This window comes from Pseudoduganella sp. R-32 (genome assembly GCF_049913245.1).
GTDB lineage: Bacteria > Pseudomonadota > Gammaproteobacteria > Burkholderiales > Burkholderiaceae_D > Rugamonas.
In genome coordinates this window covers 3,032,152-3,048,428 of the sequence record NZ_CP183987.1, presented here as the reverse complement: position 1 = coordinate 3,048,428, position 16,277 = coordinate 3,032,152, and the positions used below count along the sequence as shown (strand labels likewise).

The following is a 16,277-nucleotide window of genomic DNA, read 5'->3' as shown; positions in this document are numbered from 1 at the left end:
GGATAGTCCTGCTCAGGTTAAAACTGAGCCCGACTATCCACGAATGCCCGGGTAAATTCCTTGATTCAGGATAAGTTTGGCGGCCAGATCACCTCTTCCGACCAGCCCAGTTCCCTGAAATCCTGGGCCCGCAGCGGCGCCTCGCCTACAGAAAAGAATTCATCCAGTTGCGGCGGCGCGACGGGCGTCGACGACAGCATGGCATGCACCTGCCCGCGATGATGGATCTGGTGCCCGAAAAGGTGGGCTAGCAGACGCTGTCGCGTATCGCGCTGGAATTCACCCTCGCCGCGGTCAATGACCACGATCCGGCGCAGGTCTTCGTCGCGCAAAGCCTTGCAGTAAGCGATCAGGCGGCGATCGGCGGCACGCTGAGCCCCCCAAAGCGCCGCACAGGTATCAAAAGGCTCCTCCACCGCGAAAAACTCGCTGCAATAATCAGGATGCGGCGGCGCCCCGCGCGCCTCACGCTCCAGTGCATCGATATAAAACCAGTCCACGGTAAGGATGTGATTCAACGTCGCCTTAATCGACGGAAAAAACCCCGACCGCGGCGCCACAAACTCCGCCTGCGGCAAGCGCGCGCAAGCCCTCAGCAGCCGATGGTTAGCCCAGCCATTGTTATACGCTTCAGTCAATAAATGCCGCGACAGCCGATTACGCTCGAGCCCGTGTCCCACCTTGGGGTTGCCCCTAGGGGCGAAGGGTGACACGGCCTCTGCCGCAGCCCACGCGGCGATCGAGGCGCGATAGCCTTCCGGCAGCCGGCCTGGCAGCGCGTCGGCAGCAAACAAGCCGACTTCCTTGTGTTCGTGGCTCAGCACCGGCACGAAACCACCCTCCAGCGTGCACGCATGGGCGACGATAAACACTGTCTTCCCTGGCACGACTTCGAATAAGTAACTATCCAGCGGCGCCCCTACGCGGACGCGCACGCCGAGTTCTTCCTCGACCTCTCGCACCAGGCAGCCTGCCGGCGTTTCGCCATCCTCTATGCGCCCGCCCGGCAGTTCCCATTCCTCGCGCTCGTTCTTCAAGAGCACTACCCTGCCGTCAGGAGCGCAAAACACGCCCTTCACTGAAACTGGATAAGTCATTGGATATGCAAATAAGTGATGCCCGGTGCTTCTTCAAGAATCGAGCGCACCGCCGTGTACAGCTGCGCCACCACCGTCGCCCGCGGATCGCGGCCGGCAAGCCGCTCCATCAAGCCGCAGTCAGCGAAGACGTAGGCCTGCCAGCCCTCTTCCGCTCTGGTGCAAGCCACGTACAGCTCGCAATCCTCAGCCTCCACCGGCACGCACCAGGCGAAATCCTCGGGAATCACCTCGCCGAGCGCGCGAAAGCCGTGCGTGGGCAGTTCATGGGCCATCCACTCGGCCAGGCGCAAGCCATAAATGCCGGGATTGGTCAGTTTGTCTTCATCCGCGACGATTTCGAAGCGGGAAGACTGGAACATCAGGACCGGGCTATGCATTCTGATGTTCCTTTCATTGTTCAGCTACGCGGCACTTGCGCGAAAGCGGCATTCAGACGCCGCACCATATCGTTATTCATCGAGGCCGTGTGCCGGTTCCAGCGGTCCATCGTATGTTGCAGCTCGCTCTGCAGTCGCTGGGCAAGCTGGTACTCGCGCATGCCCGCGGCCCAGATCGCATACTCGGCACGCGCATCAAAACTGCCGAAGCGGTTGACGGCGTTTTCGAACTCGGCGCGCGCCTCCTCACGGCGACCGGCCGCGCCCAACGCTTTCGCCAACAGCAGGCTGCACTGCTCAGCACGATAATTCGCATCCGCGCGGCGGATAAACTCGAGGTGCTCAATGGTCTTGCCGTGGGCGCCAATCGCCAGGTTAGCGCGCGCCGCACCAAGGCGAATTTCCAGGTCCGAGCCAAACGCACCCTGCAGGCAAGCTTCGTACGTGGTAGCAGCTTCGGCAGCCTCGCCCGCTTCCAGCAAGGCCGAGGCAAGGCGCATCTGGTTCTGCGCAGTCGGGGTGAAGTTGAACGCATCGCGTGCTTCACGCAACTCACGCCCCGGATCGAGCATGCGGCCGGCAGCCACAACGGCTTTGCGCGCACCGACTTCCAGGCGCGAACTCGGCAGGTACACGGCAAAGAAATACACCAGACTACCCAGCAGTGGGAAGGAGAACAGGATCAGCAGCCAATACAATTCCCGCCCGCGGCGCACCGCATGCACGGCAAAAAAGATGGCAACCAGAATATGCAGACCCAGACCGAAAAACGGCATTTCTCTTTCTCCTATTAGTTGAAGTTTCGATTATAGACGACCGTCCCGCAAGGGTTCCAGATGAATGCTCAGTCCGCTTGCTGAAGTGCGGATAGCGGTGGGCACAAACTGCACGCCGGCATAACGCAACTCATCCGGACGCCAGGTGTAGATCGGCGTGTCACGCGCCAGGCTATCGGCAAGCAAGCGCGCAGCACCGGCCACCTGGCGCTGCGTGCGTTCATCCAGGCCGTCCAGGGTGAAGTCCTCCACGCGCGCATCGGCCAGCATGACCGCATTGCGCGAAGGGTCGATATTCAGGCGCCCCGACAGCGAAAGGCTGCCGGTAATTTGCTGCCGCATCAGCGGCGACGAAACAGACAGCATGGCGCCAAGCGCGATCCGGTCGTTCGGCAAGGTGGAAAGCCGCGGCTGCTCCAGCCGCAGTTCAAAGACTGCCAGCGCACGGTGCTCGAGCGGGAAGCGCTGGTCGATATTGCGTTGCAGGCGCGCCAGCGGGACTTCGTAATCGCGCGGTCCGGCAAAGCTTGCGCAGCCGGACAACAGCACGGCAGCGCCACCTCCTGCGGCTAACGCAGCAGCGGCGATGGCGCGCGTGGCAAGTCGTCTGTGTGGGGTCATTTCAGGCTCCTGTGTCATAGTCGCAGCAATGATAACGGGGATCGCATATGCAACCTGTAACCATTGGTATCGCTGGATGGGCTTTGCCGCGCGCTGACGCGGACTTGTTTCCGCCGGCGAGTTTTGGCAGCAACCTGGCACGCTACGCCGCTGTGTTTGACGCCGTCGAAATCAATTCTTCGTTCTATCGCCCTCACCGGCCAGAAACCTATGCGCGCTGGGCCGATAGCGTGCCGGCCGGCTTCCGCTTTGCCGTCAAACTCCCGCGCTCCATCACGCATGAAAAGCGCTTGCAGGATGTCGGTGCTGACCTCGACCGCTTCGCAGACGAAGCCGGGGCGCTGGGCGAAAAGCTCGGATGGATATTGGTGCAGACGCCGCCCAGCCTGCGCTTCGACCCAGCGGCGGCCGCAGCCCTCTTCACGGCCCTCGGCGAGCGCTTTGGCGGCAAGGACCGCGGCAAGAAGCCAGTATTTCTGGCCTGCGAGGCCCGCCACGGCACATGGTTTAGCGCCGAGGCCACGGCGCTGCTGCGCGACATGGAAGTGATCCGGGCAGTAGCCGATCCGCCCGCCGGAGAACCAGGACCTTTCATACCGACACGCGATGACGCCAGTTACGTGCGCCTGCACGGCAGCCCGCTGATCTATCGCTCAAGCTACGAACCCGAGCGGCTGGAGCAAGTCGCCGCCTGGCTGCGTAACCAGCGCGGCAACGCACTGGTCATCTTCGATAACACAATGTCAGGCACGCAGGTCAGGCAGGCAAGGCAGCTTCACGCCCTGCTCACCCATCGCGCGCCGGGTTCCTCTTTACCTCCTTGAGGATCCTGCCCGCAAAGTGGCCATAGCAGGCACACAAAAGAACCAGCCAAGCCATCGTGATGATCGCCGGATCGGTTCCACCCAGGCCGAACACATCCAGATTTTGCCGAAACAGTTCGAAAGCTCCCCAAAGCGCCAGGAGGCAGGCCATCCCTGTCAGCCCCTGCCGATAGATCGGCCAATTCCTGCTGAAATGCGCGCCAGCCTGATGCCACATACTATTTTTTCCCCTTCATCGGGTCATCATCCGGGTTCACATACGTGATATCAAACGGCCCCTCGCCATGGATCTGGACGATGGTGTCGCCCTTCATGATCGCGTAATGGTTGGTCTTGGCCGGAATCGCCACAAAGTCCCCCGCATGATGGGCCTTGGCCGCCTTTTCATCAAGCTTATCCCCCATGCCCAGCATCAGCGTGCCCTTGATCACGGTGACGTTTTCCATCATCGAATGCATATGCGGCGGCACCTTGTAGCCCGACTGGGCGTGCAAGCGCATGACAAACGGACCTGCCTTGCCGGGATCGCCCTGCAACACAGCCGCTTTGGCGCCTTTAGGCAAGGTGGGTGGGCCATCGCCCCATTTCATCTCATCGGCGAGATGCATAGCGGAAACGGGAATCAGGCACCCAAAAGCAGCAGCGGCAAAGACAGCAGCCAGGGCGCGAGGTGTAATTCTGGACATGGCAATCTCCTTTTAAACGGGTACTCCAGGTTTGATCATAGTCCGCATTTGCAAAAAAACCACTTGCCGCGGACAGATTCAGTGTTATAGTTCACTACAACACCAGTTCATTAATTCACCAACACTGGAGGAAACGATGTATGTGGAATGAAAACCGCCCGATCTACCTGCAGTTGAAGGAGCGGGTCGTCGGCATGATGCTGGATGGCTTGCTCAAGCCCGGCGATGCCCTGCCCTCGGTGCGCCAGGTCGCGGCCGATTATCAATTGAACCCGATTACCGTCTCCCGCGCCTATCAGGAGCTGGTCGACGAAACCTTGGTGGAAAAAAGAAGGGGATTAGGAATGTACGTTACCGAAGGCGCCGTTGATAAACTGCTGTCCACTGAACGCGAACGCTTCATCCGCGAAGAATGGCCCGCAATGGTCGAACGCATCCGCCGCCTGGGCCTGGACATTGAACAACTGCTGCGCAGCACGAATGTGCCGCCACAAGGAGCCCCGGCATGACAGCGATCATCACCGCGAAAAACCTGAGCAAGCGTTACGGCGCCACCAAGGCCCTGGATGACGCCAGCTTCCAGATCAACGCCGGCCGCATCGTCGGCCTGATCGGCCCCAACGGTTCCGGCAAGACCACTACCCTGAAAGCCATCCTCGGCCTGTCCCGCTTCGAAGGCGAGCTCAATGTACTGGGCCTGGACCCGCGCCAGCAGCGCGATGAACTGATGAAGGACGTGTGCTTTATCGCCGACGTCGCCATCCTGCCGCGCTGGCTGAAAGTGAAGGATGCCATCAGCTTCTGCGAAGGCATTCACCCGCGCTTCAACCGCGAGCGCGCCGAGAAATACATCGCCAACACCAAGCTGTCGCCGGACATGAAGGTCAAGGCCATGTCCAAGGGCATGATCGTGCAACTGCACCTGGCGCTAGTGATGGCGATCGACGCCAAGCTGCTGGTACTGGATGAGCCGACCCTGGGCCTGGACATCCTGTACCGCAAGCAGTTCTACCACCAGCTGCTGGAAGACTACTTCGACGAGAACAAGACCATCCTGATCACCACGCACCAGATCGAGGAAGTCGAAAACATCCTGACCGACCTGATGTTCATCCGCGACGGCAAGATCACCCTCGCCGCCTCGATGGACGAAATCGGCGACCGCTACACCGAAGTGATGGTGCAGCCGGAATACATGACCGCGGCCAGCGCCCTGCAGCCGCTGCACCAGCGCACGGTGTTCGGCAAGGCAGTGATGCTGTTCGACGGCGTCTCGCGCAAGCAGCTGGAAACGTTTGGCGAAACCCGTACCCCTAGCGTGGCCGACCTGTTCGTGGCCAGCATGCAAGGAGAATATCAATGAATACGATGAAATGGCTGATGCAGCGCGAGTACTGGGAGAACAAGGGCATGCTGTTCTGGGCCCCTGCCATTGTCGCCGGCCTGATGGTCGCCTTCTTCGCCGTGATGCTCATCATCGGCAACAATATGGAACTGCACTTTGACGGCGAAGGCCTGTCGCGCTTCCATGAAATGAGCGTCGTGCAGCGGCATGAACTGGCCAGCGCCGTTGGCGCCGCCTTCCCTATGATGGCCGCGCCCCTGTACATCCTGATGGGCTTCGTGATCTTCTTCTACTGCCTGGGCGCGCTGTACGACGACCGCCGCGACCGCAGCATCCTGTTCTGGAAATCGCTGCCGGTGTCGGACACTACCACCGTGCTGTCCAAAGTGGCCGTAGCAACCGTGGCCGCGCCGCTGATCGTGGCAACCATCGGCTTCGTGGCTTCGCTCGCGATCATGCTGATGACGTCCATCGCCCTCAGCTTCCACGGCGTGAACGTGTTTGGCGACCTGCTCTCTTCCACCAACCTGTGGCTTTCTCCGTTCCGCGTGCTGTCGCTGATCCCAGTGTACTTGCTGTGGGCGCTGCCGACCGTGGGCTGGCTGCTGATGGTGTCGAGCTGGGCGCGCAGCAAGGCGTTCCTGTGGGCGGTCGGCACCCCGCTGATGACCGGTGCGTTGCTGGCCTGGGGCAACTACGCATTCAAGATGGGCCTCAACATCGAATGGTTCTTCTCGCAAGTGGTGCTGCGCCTGCTGGGCAGCGTGCTGCCGGGCGCCTGGTTCATATTCGACCGCTCGGCCCAGGAGTCGATACGCCATGCCGAAAACATGGATGGCATGCAGGGAGCCAAGGTTGTTTCCTTCTTCAACGAGGCATACGGCTCGCTGGCCAGCCCGACCCTGTGGGTTGGTGTCGCGGCAGGCGTGGCGATGATTGCCGCCGCGATCTGGCTGCGCCGCTGGCGCGAAGAAAACTGATCGGCCAGGCGGTTGTTCGCGGCAGCTCGATGCTCGTCGAGCTGCCGCTCATGCCACCCGTTCGGCAGCGCACTGAAATCCCATCGGTTCACCGCTATAGTGCCGGGATCGCACGACACAGGAGCTGCCGATGGCCAAGTCGCCCCCAGGAGTACGCCTGTTGCGCAGCCTGGCCCGTGCAGGAAAGGCGCAGCAAAAATTGCTGACCGCTTTCCTGACCGCTTCGACACCGAAGACAGCGAAGCCCAAAAAGCCCCGGCGCACGGCACGGCGAACACAAATCAGCCTGGCTGCGGCGCCCGGCAAATGGATGGCAGCGCGCTACCCGGCCCTGTCGGGCGTCCCTTCTCTCGCCTACTGGCTCTACCTGCCTGATCGTGTTCCTGAAAGCGTCACGCGAAATGGCTGGCCTCTGATTGTCATGCTCCACGGATGCCACCAGAGCGCAACCCAGTTCGCACAAGGCACCCGCATGAATTTGCTGGCGGAGCACAAGGGTTATGCCGTGCTCTACCCGCAGCAGCCGGTAAGCGCGCATGCCCAGCGCTGCTGGCATTGGTATAGCCAGGCCACCCAGGAAGGCAGCGGGGACGCTGCCAAGCTTGCTTCACTCATCGCCCACATTTGCGAGCAGCATCACATCGATCGCAGTCGAATCTATGCATGCGGCATCTCAGCCGGGGCAGGAATGACCGCCGTAATGGCGCTGCAGCACCCGGAGCTTTTTGCCGCGATCGGCCTGCATTCCGGCCCGGTGGCCGGCGTTGCCAGGTCCTCGGCCGAAGCGTTGCACGTGATGCGCCACGGGGCAAGCCTCAACGCGGAGGGAGTGATTCACGAACTGCTGCACCAGCGCGCATTGCAAACCAAGCCGGGTGCCCGTAGCGCGGATCAACTGATGCCGGCAATCCTGATCCAGGGCGAAGCCGACAAGGTGGTCCGGCCAGTCAACCAGGCGCATCTTGCGCGCCAATGGCTGGCGCTAAACGGCCTGGGCGCCGACACGCCGTCGCAAGTAACGCTCAAACCCGAGGGGAAAACCGTTCGCCGGAATGCCTGCGAGATCCGCGATTTTCACGTCGGCCGCAAGATTCTGCTGCGCGTTGCAAGCATTGCGGGCCTGGGGCATGCCTGGAGCGGCGGCGACCCGTCTTACAAATTCAATGAAGCGGCAGGCCCGGATGCCAGCCGCATGATGCTGGACTTCTTTGCGAAGCACCGGCGCTAGTTTTCCCTCACAGCCAGGTCCTGGTCGCGGATGACTTCTTAACACAAGGGCGGTCGCCCACCAGGCACGACCGCCCCCTCATCAGGATACGCCAGCAGGCATCAGGCCGGCAACGCGTTCTTTTCCTCTGGCGCCGCGTCCGACACGGTCGCCTCGGTGGTCAGCAGCAGGCCAGCGATGGAGGCAGCGTTCTGCAGCGCGGTACGGGTCACCTTGGTCGGGTCGATGACGCCGTTTTCCACCATGTCGACATACTCGCCGGTGGCAGCGTTATAGCCAAAGTTACCCTTGCCTTCGGCAACCTTGGCCACCACCACCGAAGGCTCTTCGCCGGCATTGGAAACGATCACGCGCAGCGGCGCCTCGAGTGCGCGCAGCACGATCTGCACGCCTGCATGCTGGTCGGCATTGGCGCCCTTCAGCTGGGTGATGGCGGCGCGGGCGCGCAGCAATGCCACTCCGCCGCCTGGCACAATGCCTTCCTCGACGGCGGCGCGGGTCGCGTGCAGCGCATCATCCACGCGGTCGCGCTTCTCTTTCATTTCCACTTCGGTGGCTGCGCCAACCTTGATCACAGCCACGCCGCCCGCCAGCTTGGCCACGCGCTCCTGCAGCTTCTCCTTGTCGTAGTCGCTGGTAGCCTGCTCGATCTGCGCGCGGATGGTGGCCACGCGATCATCGATGCGCCGCTGCTCGCCGGCGCCGTCGATGATGGTGGTGGCTTCCTTCTGCACTTCGATACGCTTGGCGCTGCCCAGATGCTCCAGCGTGGCCTTCTCCAGCGTGTGGCCGGTCTCTTCCGAGATGACGGTGGCGCCGGTCAGCACGGCGATATCTTCCAGCATGGCCTTGCGGCGGTCGCCAAAGCCCGGCGCCTTCACCGCAGCCACTTTCAGGATGCCGCGCACCGAGTTCACCACCAGCGTCGCCAATGCCTCGCCTTCCACGTCTTCCGCCACAATGAACAGCGGGTTGCCGGCCTTGGCCGACTGCTCCAGCACCGGCAGCAGTTCGCGGATATTGCTGATCTTTTTGTCGTAGAGCAGCACCAGCGGATCATCCAGGCGCGCCAGCTGCTTGTCCGGATCGTTGATGAAATATGGGCTCAGGTAGCCGCGGTCGAACTGCATGCCTTCCACCACATCCAGCTCGTTCTCCAGCGACTTGCCGTCTTCGACGGTAATCACCCCTTCCTTGCCCACCTTCTCCATGGCCTGGGCGATGATGTCGCCGATGGCGCTGTCGGAGTTGGCCGAGATGGAGCCAACTTGCGCGATCTCCTTGCTGGTGGCGATGGGGCGCGAGATGGCCTTCAGTTCCGCGATGGCAGCGGCCACGGCCTGGTCGATGCCGCGCTTCAGGTCCATCGGGTTCATGCCGGCGGCCACATACTTCATGCCTTCCTGGACGATGGCCTGGGCCAGCACGGTAGCCGTGGTGGTGCCATCGCCGGCCACATCGGCGGTCTTCGAAGCCACCTGCTTGACCACTTGCGCGCCCATGTTTTCCAGGCGGTCCTTCAGCTCGATTTCCTTTGCAACCGAAACGCCATCCTTGGTGATGGTCGGCGCGCCGAAGCTGCGGTCAATCACCACATTCCGGCCTTTCGGACCCAGCGTGACCTTCACAGCGTTGGCCAGCACATTCACGCCCTTGACGATGCGGACGCGGGCATCTTCGTTGAACTGTACGTCTTTAGCAGTCATGATTTTTATCTCCCTAGAACGTTCTGGAATCAAGCGGCTTTGGCAGTGGCGGCAGCGTGGTCGATCACGCCAAGGATGTCTTCCTCGCGCATGACCAGCAGTTCTTCGCCATCAAGCTTGACGGTCTGCCCGGCGTATTTGCCGAACAGGACCTCGTCGCCGACTTTTACAGCCAGCGGGCGCACGCTGCCATCGGGCAGGGCGCGGCCATGACCGACCGCCAGCACCTCGCCCTGCTCGGGCTTCTCGGTAGCGGAATCGGGGATCACGATGCCGGACGCGGTTTGGCGTTGTTTTTCAATTCGCTTAACAATAACCCGGTCATAGAGGGGACGAATTTTCATCTCTTATCTCCAAATGGTGTCAGATCATTTAACAAGTGAATCGGTCCAGACAAAGCTAGAGCCAGACTTCAGCGTCGTCGAAAGTATGTTTTCGCTTTTTCATTTTCAAGATGGGTGCCGCAGCCAAGTTTGTAACAAAATGTTTCAAGGCAGGATCAGGCGGTCATGGTGGCCCAGCTGGTAGACCACACGCTTCTCCGCACTTGGCGGAACGGGCCGCACCGGGCAGTCGGAAAGGCGCCCGCCGTCCCCCGCCAGGCTGTCATCCGCTGGACCGACGCCCTGCCATACGCCGCCTTTGATGGGCTGGAATAGCCACTGCTGATAGCCCTTGCGGGCCGCCAGTTCCATCTGCTCCAGGCGAGCAACCTGGTCTGCACCCAGCACCGGTTCATCAGGGTAGCCCGCAGCGTTGTCGCCAAACGCCAGGCGGCAGGCGAAGGCCTCGCTGGCCGGAGCCCCCGCCGTGTTGCAGGCACGCTGTTGCAATCGCTCCAGCTGCCAGGCGCCAAGCCGCCAGGCCGCATCCAGCAAGGCATCCTCTGCCGCCGCACTGCTGGCCCAGGGACCGTCAAACTGCAGGGCCGAACTGGCCACCGCGCGTGCCGGCAGGTTCACGCCTTGCAGTTGCAGCGGCGTAGCACGCCGGAAGCCATGCCAGTGGAGGAACAACAGCAAAGGTGCATCGGGCCAGTTGGCGCGCGTGGCGCTGACGGCAAACAGCGGCAAGCCCATGGCGGAAATTTGCGCAGACACAGCATCGAATACATGCATGGCAACGTCCTCCAACTGCCATGTCAGTGCACGTAAGACCGCCCAGTTGCCGGTTCAGCGCCTGCGCCTACGGGAGGCCCGCCCTGCAACAGCTCCTGGCAATGAATAAGGTGGCGCTGCGCCTGCGCCAGAGCCTGCGCATAACTTCGCAGCTGGTGCAGCGACGGCAAGCTGTCGCTGCCCTTCAGTGCGCGCGCTCCCGTGGCGGTGATTTCCGCCATTGCCCGGCTGGCCTTGTCATGCGCGGTCCGCAATTCCGCCAGGCTTTCCAGCAATGCCTCTTTATGTTCCATAGTCGCTCCTTAAGAACACATAACAAGGCAAATTAATTCTGGGTCGGCTCCGGAAATTTCAAGGCCGGAAAGAACCGAAATTCGGCGCTCCCTCCGCACCAGGCGTCAAAAGCTAAGCTCTTCCTGGCGCAACAAGTCTTCGATCACTTCCTGATTTTGTTTGTCGGCTATGAGCGCATAGATGCCGGTATAGAACGGATGGCTCTTGATCGCACTCAACGCTGCTGCTTCGCCAAAAATCCCTGCCAGGGCCTTGTACTCCATATAGCAAACCAGCACGTGGTTGTATGTCGACGACTCGTCGCCCGATCCTTTCGGCTGCCGGGGATCGAGCCCTGGAAATTTCGCTTGCACAAGCGCTCTGGTCTCGTCGGGCATGAACTTTGAGTTCAATACCATGTGCCAATGGAACTGCTCGTGCAATAAACTACCGACAAGATAGAGATCATCATCAGGCATCGCTTTGCGGACGCCCAGCGTCAGAACAGGATGACTATGTGGGGGCCACGCATCTTTATCTATCCTGATGTCCTTCGTATACAGCCATTTCCCCAGCTGGTACCGAACGACGACCGCTTCTACCCGCGCCTTCAGCGCCACCTCTTCGGGAGCATTGTGACGTGTGACGACGTTCAGACTTTCCGTCGCATTCACTGTACCCACACAAAGCGCGGATAGCATTGCGCAGTGAATGGCATTTCGTATTTGTCTCTGCATTTCCATTCCATATTGGCACAGAATCATCATGGGAAACTACATGGCAATATTTCAAGCAGGACCACTTCACGCCATCGGTTTCCATTCACTGAAGCTTTTAGAAATGATACTCGGCGCGGACCATCGGTGTCTGCGCCAGGCTGCCCGGGACATTCGACGGATTTCCGAACTTGTTGCGCCAGTACTGATACTCGAAGCCGGCCTTCAGCTTGCCCGGCTTCAGTCCCGCTGCGGCGCTGAAGTCATACATCACCTGCATATCGATGTTGGTCTCCGGCGAGGTAGGCCCGCCGAATTCATTACGGCCCTTCTCGCCGATGTAGTTCATATACCCTTCGAAAGACCAGCCGCTCCCCAGCGGGATGCCCCAGGCCGCGTTCAGCATGGCGTGCGTGTCGTAGTGATAGCGCTTGGATACGCCGATCGGTTCATTGCTTTCCCACAGCGCCAGCAGGCTGATATTCAGGAAGCCCGGCACGTCGACCATCAAGGTCGGCCCGGCCACCAGCATTTGCTTGCGCGAGGCGTAGCCTTTGTCGTTCTTGTGGTTCCAGTCAACGCCCGCTGTGAAGCCAAAACCGCGCATGCCGGCGCCCTTGAACTCCTTCCCGGACAGCTTGCCGATATCGAGCGTGTGTCGGTACAGCAGGTAGGTTTCGGTTGCGCTGTCGTCCTTGCGGTCGGACTTCAGGATGTCCAGGTTCATGTAATTGCTGCCGTACTGGTAGCCGCTGGCGTGGGTCAGGTTGATCACGTTCTTGCGGATGTCCTGCGGGTTGTACGGTTCAGCGAACCTGGTGCCGAAGCGGTAGCCGATGGAGTTGTCCATCCAGTCCAGCGCCAGGGCCGGCTGGGCGGCGCCGAGCGCCAGGGAGACAACGGCGGCAGTGCGCGCCAGCGGTGCGAATCGGGTCATGCGTCCTCCTGTTAGCGTAATTTCGGGGTGGCGTCGAGCTTGAAGAGCCCGACCACTTCTTCCAATCGTGCGGCCTGTTCGCTGAGCGATTGCGCGGCGGCGGCGGCTTCCTCCACCAGCGCGGCATTCTGCTGCGTGGTGTTGTCCATCTGCGTGACGGCCTGGTTGACCTGGTCGATGCCGAGGCTTTGCTCCTGGCTCGCGCTGGCGATTTCCTGCATCAGGCTCGCCACGTTCTGCACCGACTTGACGATGTCCTGCATCGCTTCGCCGGCAGAATCTGCCAGTTTGCCGCCGTCGGCCACCTGTTGTACGGATTCGGTGATCAGCTCCTTGATCTCTCTTGCCGCTGCGGCACTGCGCTGGGCGAGGTTGCGCACCTCGCTGGCGACGACGGCGAAGCCGCGCCCCTGCTCACCGGCGCGCGCCGCCTCGACGGCCGCATTCAGCGCCAGGATATTGGTCTGGAACGCGATGCCGTCGATGACGCCGATGATGTCGGAGATCTTGTTCGAGCTGGCCGTGATCGAGGCCATCTTCTCCACCACCTGCCCCACCACCACGCCGCCGCGCTTGGCGGAATCGGCGGTACCGGCGACCAGTTTGTTGGCCTGTTCCGCGTTGGCCGTGTTGTTATGGACGGTCGATGTCAGTTCTTCCATTGCCGCTGCGGTTTCCTCCAAGTTGGAGGCTTGCGCTTCAGTGCGGGCCGACAGGTCCATATTGCCGCTGGCGATATCGCCTGTCGCGGCGCCGATGGCGCGGCTGCTGTCGCGCACGCGCAGGATGGTGACGTTGAGCGATTCGACAAACTTGTTGAAGGCCGCCGCCAGCGCGCCCAGTTCGTCTCGCGACTGCACCGGCATGCGCCGCGTCAGGTCGCCGCCGCCGCTGGCAATGTCTTCCAGCAGTTCGGCCGCCTGCGCGACCGGCGATGCGATTGCACGGGCAATGACGAAGATCGCCAGCATGCCGATGCCGCCGCCAATGATGGCAGCAATCAATGAAGTCATGGCGGCGCCGCGCGCGATACCGGCCAGCACCTCAGCTTCCGGCACCTGCGCGACCAGGTAGGCATTCAGCTCGGGGATGAAGGACGACGCCACCAGGTGTTCGCCATCGGTCGCTTTAAAGCTGTCGGCGACAAAGGCTTCCCCACCCAGCAGGCGCTTGGCCAGCGCTGGGTTCATGCCCGGCATCTCGGCCAGCGCATGCTTGCCGTCGACCAGTTTCGGGTCGCGGTGGATCAGGATCAGGCCATTGGCGCGCACCAGGTAGACGTAGCCGGACTGGCCCAGCTTGTAGTTGCGCACCGCTTCCGCCAGCGCATTGACGGACAGGCCAAGGCCGGCCACCGCCTGCTTGCCGCCAGCCGTCTGCACGCGGGTATTGATGAACAACATATAAGTGTCGGCGCTGACGTCCTTGTCGATGTCGAGCGCGTAGGGCGAACTGCCGGACAGGAAGCCATAGAACCACTGGTCGCTGGCAGCTTTCTCGCTTAGCGTGCGATCGTACCCCTTGTCGGTGAAGTACTTGCCGGTGGAGCGCGAGACCCAGAAGACGGTGGCGGCATTGTTCTTGGCCTTGAGGTTCTTCGCCTCGGTCGTCCACGCGCTTAAGCCCTCGTCCGGCACGCCCGCTTCCTCCCAGGCATGCAGGAAGGTGTTGTTGGCCAGCGTTTGCGAGACCGCCAGCGGAGTTGCAATCTGGCGCAGCACGTCGTTACGGATGGCCGCTACCTGCGCCGGAAGCTCCTGCCGCAGCACGCGTTCGCGCGCTGCCTGGCTGGTCTTCATGATGCTGAGGGTGGAGGAAATGATGATGAACAGCAGGAGGGTCAAGCCCATGCTGAGAAGAAGCTTGTGCCGGATGGACAAGCGGTGCAGCAATTCCATTCGATCTCCCGGGGTATTGATATTGTGCGTCCAGCATATCAACGCCCGGGAGCCGCCACAATCAATCCAAACGAATATGGCGGATTCTCACAACAGCTACTGCTACTCGATTACAGCCCTCAATTCGGCGACTTGCGCTGCCAGGGCCGCCACCTCTTCACGCAGCGCGGCCACTTCCTGTTCCAGTTGCGTCACGCGGTCGGCACGGCTGCCGCCGCTCTCGCCTGCACTGCTGGCGCTGCCTCCGTAGGCGCCTGCCGTGGCATCGCGCGCCAGTGCTTCTTCGCCTCCCAGAAGTTGGCCGTAACGCGGTTCGCGCGAACCAGGCGCCAACGGCAGTTTCTGCACCAGCGGTGGATACTTATCAATCAGGAATTGCAGGCCTGTTTCAACTTCGGCCACTGATTTGAATTCGTGCAGGCGGCCGGTGCGGGTGCGGATCTCGCCGGCCGTTTGCGGGCCGCGCAGCATCAGGATGGTCAGGATTGCCAGCTTGTCCTGCTCCAGCGTCCACTTCATGCGCATGCGATGCTCGTACTTGACCACGCGCGCGCCGGACTGGCTGACGGTGCCCACCAGCTTGCGCTCGCCCAGGCGGGCCAGCACGTCGGCTACGGTTTCTTCGCAGATCTGCATGACCGGCTCGCGGCTGGAGAGCTGGTTGCAGCCGTTGGTCAGCGCGTTGAGCGATAGCGGATAGTTATCCGGCGTCAGGCCTTCTTTTTCGGCCAGTACCGCGAGTACGCGGATTTCAAACGGGTCCAGAATGTCGTCCATGGTTTTTCCTTATTCGACCAGTTTGTTGAGTTCTTCCTGATCCAGCTTGTCGCAAGGCTTGAGGTCTGGACAGGTCAAGCCCGCCGCCTTCATGGCTGCCGACAGGCGTTCAATCTGTTCTTCCTGCGCCACCGCGTGGGTGATCAGGCTATGCAGGGCCTTCGACAGCGGGTCGTCGCCGTTGGCGGTCACGCCGTATGCGGAGAAGAAGCGCGAGGATGGCGATGGCGCGTGCTCTTTCTGTACCAGGTGGGCAGGGTTGCCGACGGCGGTGGCGCCGGCCGGTACTGGTTTCAGCACGACGGCGTTGGAGCCGACCTTGGCGTATTCGCCCACCGTGAAGCCGCCCAGGATCTTCGCGCCGGCGCCGATGATGACGCCGCGTTCCAGCGTGGGGTGGCGCTTGGCGCCGGCATGCAGCGAGGTGCCGCCGAGCGTAACACCCTGGTAGATGGTGCAGTCGTCGCCGACTTCCGCGGTTTCGCCGATCACTACGCCGAAGCCGTGGTCGATGAAGACGCGGCGGCCAATGGTGGCGCCGGGGTGGATTTCAATGCCGGTGATGATGCGGGCCAGGTAGGAGATGAAGCGGCCTGGCCATTTCAGGCCGTGGGTCCAGCACCAGTGCGCCCAGCGGTGCATGACGATGGCTTGCAGGCCGGGGTAACAGGTCAGCACCTCCCAGCCATTGCGAGCTGCGGGGTCGCGCTCGATGATGCTGCGGATGTCGTCGCGGAGGTGGTCAAACATGGTGGTGCTTTGGGATGCTGTTGTTCAGGCAAATATCATAGCGCATATGCCTGTGGTTTGCTGGCCGTCAAACCGGTACCCCAGTGTCTGACCCGCAGGGTCAGACACTGATACGCGGCGGCCGCAGGCCATGGTGCCTGACCCTGCGGGGCAGGCAACGGTTTA

The 16,277-nt window shown here is 61.6% G+C and carries 19 protein-coding genes; 5 read left to right on the top strand and 14 right to left on the bottom strand.

What is annotated here, in order from left to right; translation table 11 throughout:
* Positions 1-65: 65 nt before the first annotated feature.
* From ACN9MU_RS14080 to ACN9MU_RS14065, 4 genes are read right to left on the bottom strand one after another with little or no spacing between them, the layout of a single operon-like run.
* Positions 66-1,097 (bottom strand): DinB family protein, encoded by a 1,032-nt coding sequence (locus tag ACN9MU_RS14080; protein WP_426337484.1) that lies wholly within the window; start codon positions 1,095-1,097, stop codon positions 66-68.
* Entirely contained in the window at positions 1,094-1,477 is a 384-nt protein-coding gene (locus ACN9MU_RS14075) for a hypothetical protein (protein ID WP_426171470.1), read from the bottom strand. The genes ACN9MU_RS14080 and ACN9MU_RS14075 overlap by 4 nt, the downstream gene beginning before the upstream one ends.
* Before the next feature lie 20 nt (positions 1,478-1,497).
* Positions 1,498-2,253, bottom strand: coding sequence for a hypothetical protein (locus ACN9MU_RS14070; protein WP_426171468.1), 756 nt, complete (start codon positions 2,251-2,253; stop codon positions 1,498-1,500).
* A gap of 30 nt (positions 2,254-2,283) precedes the next feature.
* Positions 2,284-2,874, bottom strand: coding sequence for a DUF1439 domain-containing protein (locus ACN9MU_RS14065; protein WP_426171467.1), 591 nt, complete (start codon positions 2,872-2,874; stop codon positions 2,284-2,286).
* Between the two features lie 47 nt (positions 2,875-2,921).
* Here ACN9MU_RS14065 and ACN9MU_RS14060 point away from each other — a divergent pair, with 47 nt between their 5' ends.
* A complete protein-coding gene (locus ACN9MU_RS14060) occupies positions 2,922-3,698 on the top strand; it encodes a DUF72 domain-containing protein (protein ID WP_426171465.1) in 777 nt (258 codons plus the stop codon).
* Between the two features lie 218 nt (positions 3,699-3,916).
* On the opposite strand, the gene ACN9MU_RS14055 is transcribed toward ACN9MU_RS14060, so the two are convergent.
* Positions 3,917-4,384, bottom strand: coding sequence for a cupin domain-containing protein (locus tag ACN9MU_RS14055; protein ID WP_426171463.1), 468 nt, complete (start codon positions 4,382-4,384; stop codon positions 3,917-3,919).
* A gap of 140 nt (positions 4,385-4,524) precedes the next feature.
* Here ACN9MU_RS14055 and ACN9MU_RS14050 point away from each other — a divergent pair, with 140 nt between their 5' ends.
* The 4 genes from ACN9MU_RS14050 to ACN9MU_RS14035 all read left to right on the top strand — a co-directional run bounded on the left by ACN9MU_RS14050 (position 4,525) and on the right by ACN9MU_RS14035 (position 7,937).
* Entirely contained in the window at positions 4,525-4,893 is a 369-nt protein-coding gene (locus ACN9MU_RS14050; protein WP_426171461.1) for a GntR family transcriptional regulator, read from the top strand.
* Positions 4,890-5,747 (top strand): ABC transporter ATP-binding protein, encoded by an 858-nt coding sequence (locus ACN9MU_RS14045; RefSeq protein ID WP_426171459.1) that lies wholly within the window; start codon positions 4,890-4,892, stop codon positions 5,745-5,747. The genes ACN9MU_RS14050 and ACN9MU_RS14045 overlap by 4 nt, the downstream gene beginning before the upstream one ends.
* Positions 5,744-6,709: a hypothetical protein gene (locus ACN9MU_RS14040; protein ID WP_426337483.1), complete on the top strand. Its 966-nt coding sequence runs from the start codon at positions 5,744-5,746 to the stop codon at positions 6,707-6,709. The genes ACN9MU_RS14045 and ACN9MU_RS14040 overlap by 4 nt, the downstream gene beginning before the upstream one ends.
* Positions 6,710-6,839: 130 nt before the next feature.
* Positions 6,840-7,937, top strand: coding sequence for an extracellular catalytic domain type 1 short-chain-length polyhydroxyalkanoate depolymerase (locus ACN9MU_RS14035; RefSeq protein ID WP_426323056.1), 1,098 nt, complete (start codon positions 6,840-6,842; stop codon positions 7,935-7,937).
* 101 nt (positions 7,938-8,038) lie between these two features.
* Here ACN9MU_RS14035 and groL read toward each other — a convergent pair whose 3' ends face one another.
* The 9 genes from groL to cysE all read right to left on the bottom strand — a co-directional run bounded on the left by groL (position 8,039) and on the right by cysE (position 16,112).
* Positions 8,039-9,643, bottom strand: coding sequence for a chaperonin GroEL (gene groL, locus ACN9MU_RS14030; RefSeq protein ID WP_426344752.1), 1,605 nt, complete (start codon positions 9,641-9,643; stop codon positions 8,039-8,041).
* 29 nt (positions 9,644-9,672) lie between these two features.
* Positions 9,673-9,987 (bottom strand): co-chaperone GroES, encoded by a 315-nt coding sequence (locus ACN9MU_RS14025; protein ID WP_426323052.1) that lies wholly within the window; start codon positions 9,985-9,987, stop codon positions 9,673-9,675.
* A gap of 144 nt (positions 9,988-10,131) precedes the next feature.
* Complete coding sequence (locus tag ACN9MU_RS14020) at positions 10,132-10,761, bottom strand: diguanylate cyclase (protein ID WP_426344751.1); 630 nt, start codon at positions 10,759-10,761, stop codon at positions 10,132-10,134.
* A gap of 23 nt (positions 10,762-10,784) precedes the next feature.
* Positions 10,785-11,054, bottom strand: a complete 270-nt coding sequence (locus tag ACN9MU_RS14015; protein WP_426344750.1) for a hypothetical protein — start codon at positions 11,052-11,054, stop codon at positions 10,785-10,787.
* Between the two features lie 105 nt (positions 11,055-11,159).
* Entirely contained in the window at positions 11,160-11,801 is a 642-nt protein-coding gene (locus ACN9MU_RS14010) for a hypothetical protein (RefSeq protein WP_426171448.1), read from the bottom strand.
* 67 nt (positions 11,802-11,868) lie between these two features.
* Complete coding sequence (locus tag ACN9MU_RS14005) at positions 11,869-12,687, bottom strand: outer envelope protein (protein WP_426344749.1); 819 nt, start codon at positions 12,685-12,687, stop codon at positions 11,869-11,871.
* Between the two features lie 11 nt (positions 12,688-12,698).
* Positions 12,699-14,585, bottom strand: coding sequence for a methyl-accepting chemotaxis protein (locus tag ACN9MU_RS14000; protein ID WP_426171445.1), 1,887 nt, complete (start codon positions 14,583-14,585; stop codon positions 12,699-12,701).
* A gap of 102 nt (positions 14,586-14,687) precedes the next feature.
* Complete coding sequence (locus tag ACN9MU_RS13995) at positions 14,688-15,362, bottom strand: YceH family protein (RefSeq protein WP_426344748.1); 675 nt, start codon at positions 15,360-15,362, stop codon at positions 14,688-14,690.
* 9 nt (positions 15,363-15,371) lie between these two features.
* A complete protein-coding gene (gene cysE / locus ACN9MU_RS13990; RefSeq protein ID WP_426171441.1) occupies positions 15,372-16,112 on the bottom strand; it encodes a serine O-acetyltransferase in 741 nt (246 codons plus the stop codon).
* Positions 16,113-16,277: the final 165 nt, after the last annotated feature.

Bases quoted from the DNA above. Each gene is read 5' to 3' on its own strand.
- ACN9MU_RS14020 (WP_426344751.1), bottom strand. From the start codon at position 10,761: ATGCATGTATTCGATGCTGTGTCTGCGCAAATTTCCGCCATGGGCTTG.
- ACN9MU_RS14060 (WP_426171465.1), top strand. From the start codon at position 2,922: ATGCAACCTGTAACCATTGGTATCGCTGGATGGGCTTTGCCGCGCGCT.
- ACN9MU_RS14065 (WP_426171467.1), bottom strand. From the start codon at position 2,874: ATGACCCCACACAGACGACTTGCCACGCGCGCCATCGCCGCTGCTGCG.
- cysE (WP_426171441.1), bottom strand. From the start codon at position 16,112: ATGTTTGACCACCTCCGCGACGACATCCGCAGCATCATCGAGCGCGAC.
- ACN9MU_RS14050 (WP_426171461.1), top strand. From the start codon at position 4,525: ATGTGGAATGAAAACCGCCCGATCTACCTGCAGTTGAAGGAGCGGGTC.
- ACN9MU_RS14010 (WP_426171448.1), bottom strand. From the start codon at position 11,801: ATGATGATTCTGTGCCAATATGGAATGGAAATGCAGAGACAAATACGA.
- ACN9MU_RS14040 (WP_426337483.1), top strand. From the start codon at position 5,744: ATGAATACGATGAAATGGCTGATGCAGCGCGAGTACTGGGAGAACAAG.
- ACN9MU_RS14075 (WP_426171470.1), bottom strand. From the start codon at position 1,477: ATGCATAGCCCGGTCCTGATGTTCCAGTCTTCCCGCTTCGAAATCGTC.
- ACN9MU_RS13995 (WP_426344748.1), bottom strand. From the start codon at position 15,362: ATGGACGACATTCTGGACCCGTTTGAAATCCGCGTACTCGCGGTACTG.
- ACN9MU_RS14000 (WP_426171445.1), bottom strand. From the start codon at position 14,585: ATGGAATTGCTGCACCGCTTGTCCATCCGGCACAAGCTTCTTCTCAGC.
- ACN9MU_RS14045 (WP_426171459.1), top strand. From the start codon at position 4,890: ATGACAGCGATCATCACCGCGAAAAACCTGAGCAAGCGTTACGGCGCC.
- groL (WP_426344752.1), bottom strand. From the start codon at position 9,643: ATGACTGCTAAAGACGTACAGTTCAACGAAGATGCCCGCGTCCGCATC.
- ACN9MU_RS14080 (WP_426337484.1), bottom strand. From the start codon at position 1,097: ATGACTTATCCAGTTTCAGTGAAGGGCGTGTTTTGCGCTCCTGACGGC.
- ACN9MU_RS14035 (WP_426323056.1), top strand. From the start codon at position 6,840: ATGGCCAAGTCGCCCCCAGGAGTACGCCTGTTGCGCAGCCTGGCCCGT.
- ACN9MU_RS14025 (WP_426323052.1), bottom strand. From the start codon at position 9,987: ATGAAAATTCGTCCCCTCTATGACCGGGTTATTGTTAAGCGAATTGAA.
- ACN9MU_RS14005 (WP_426344749.1), bottom strand. From the start codon at position 12,687: ATGACCCGATTCGCACCGCTGGCGCGCACTGCCGCCGTTGTCTCCCTG.
- ACN9MU_RS14070 (WP_426171468.1), bottom strand. From the start codon at position 2,253: ATGCCGTTTTTCGGTCTGGGTCTGCATATTCTGGTTGCCATCTTTTTT.
- ACN9MU_RS14055 (WP_426171463.1), bottom strand. From the start codon at position 4,384: ATGTCCAGAATTACACCTCGCGCCCTGGCTGCTGTCTTTGCCGCTGCT.
- ACN9MU_RS14015 (WP_426344750.1), bottom strand. From the start codon at position 11,054: ATGGAACATAAAGAGGCATTGCTGGAAAGCCTGGCGGAATTGCGGACC.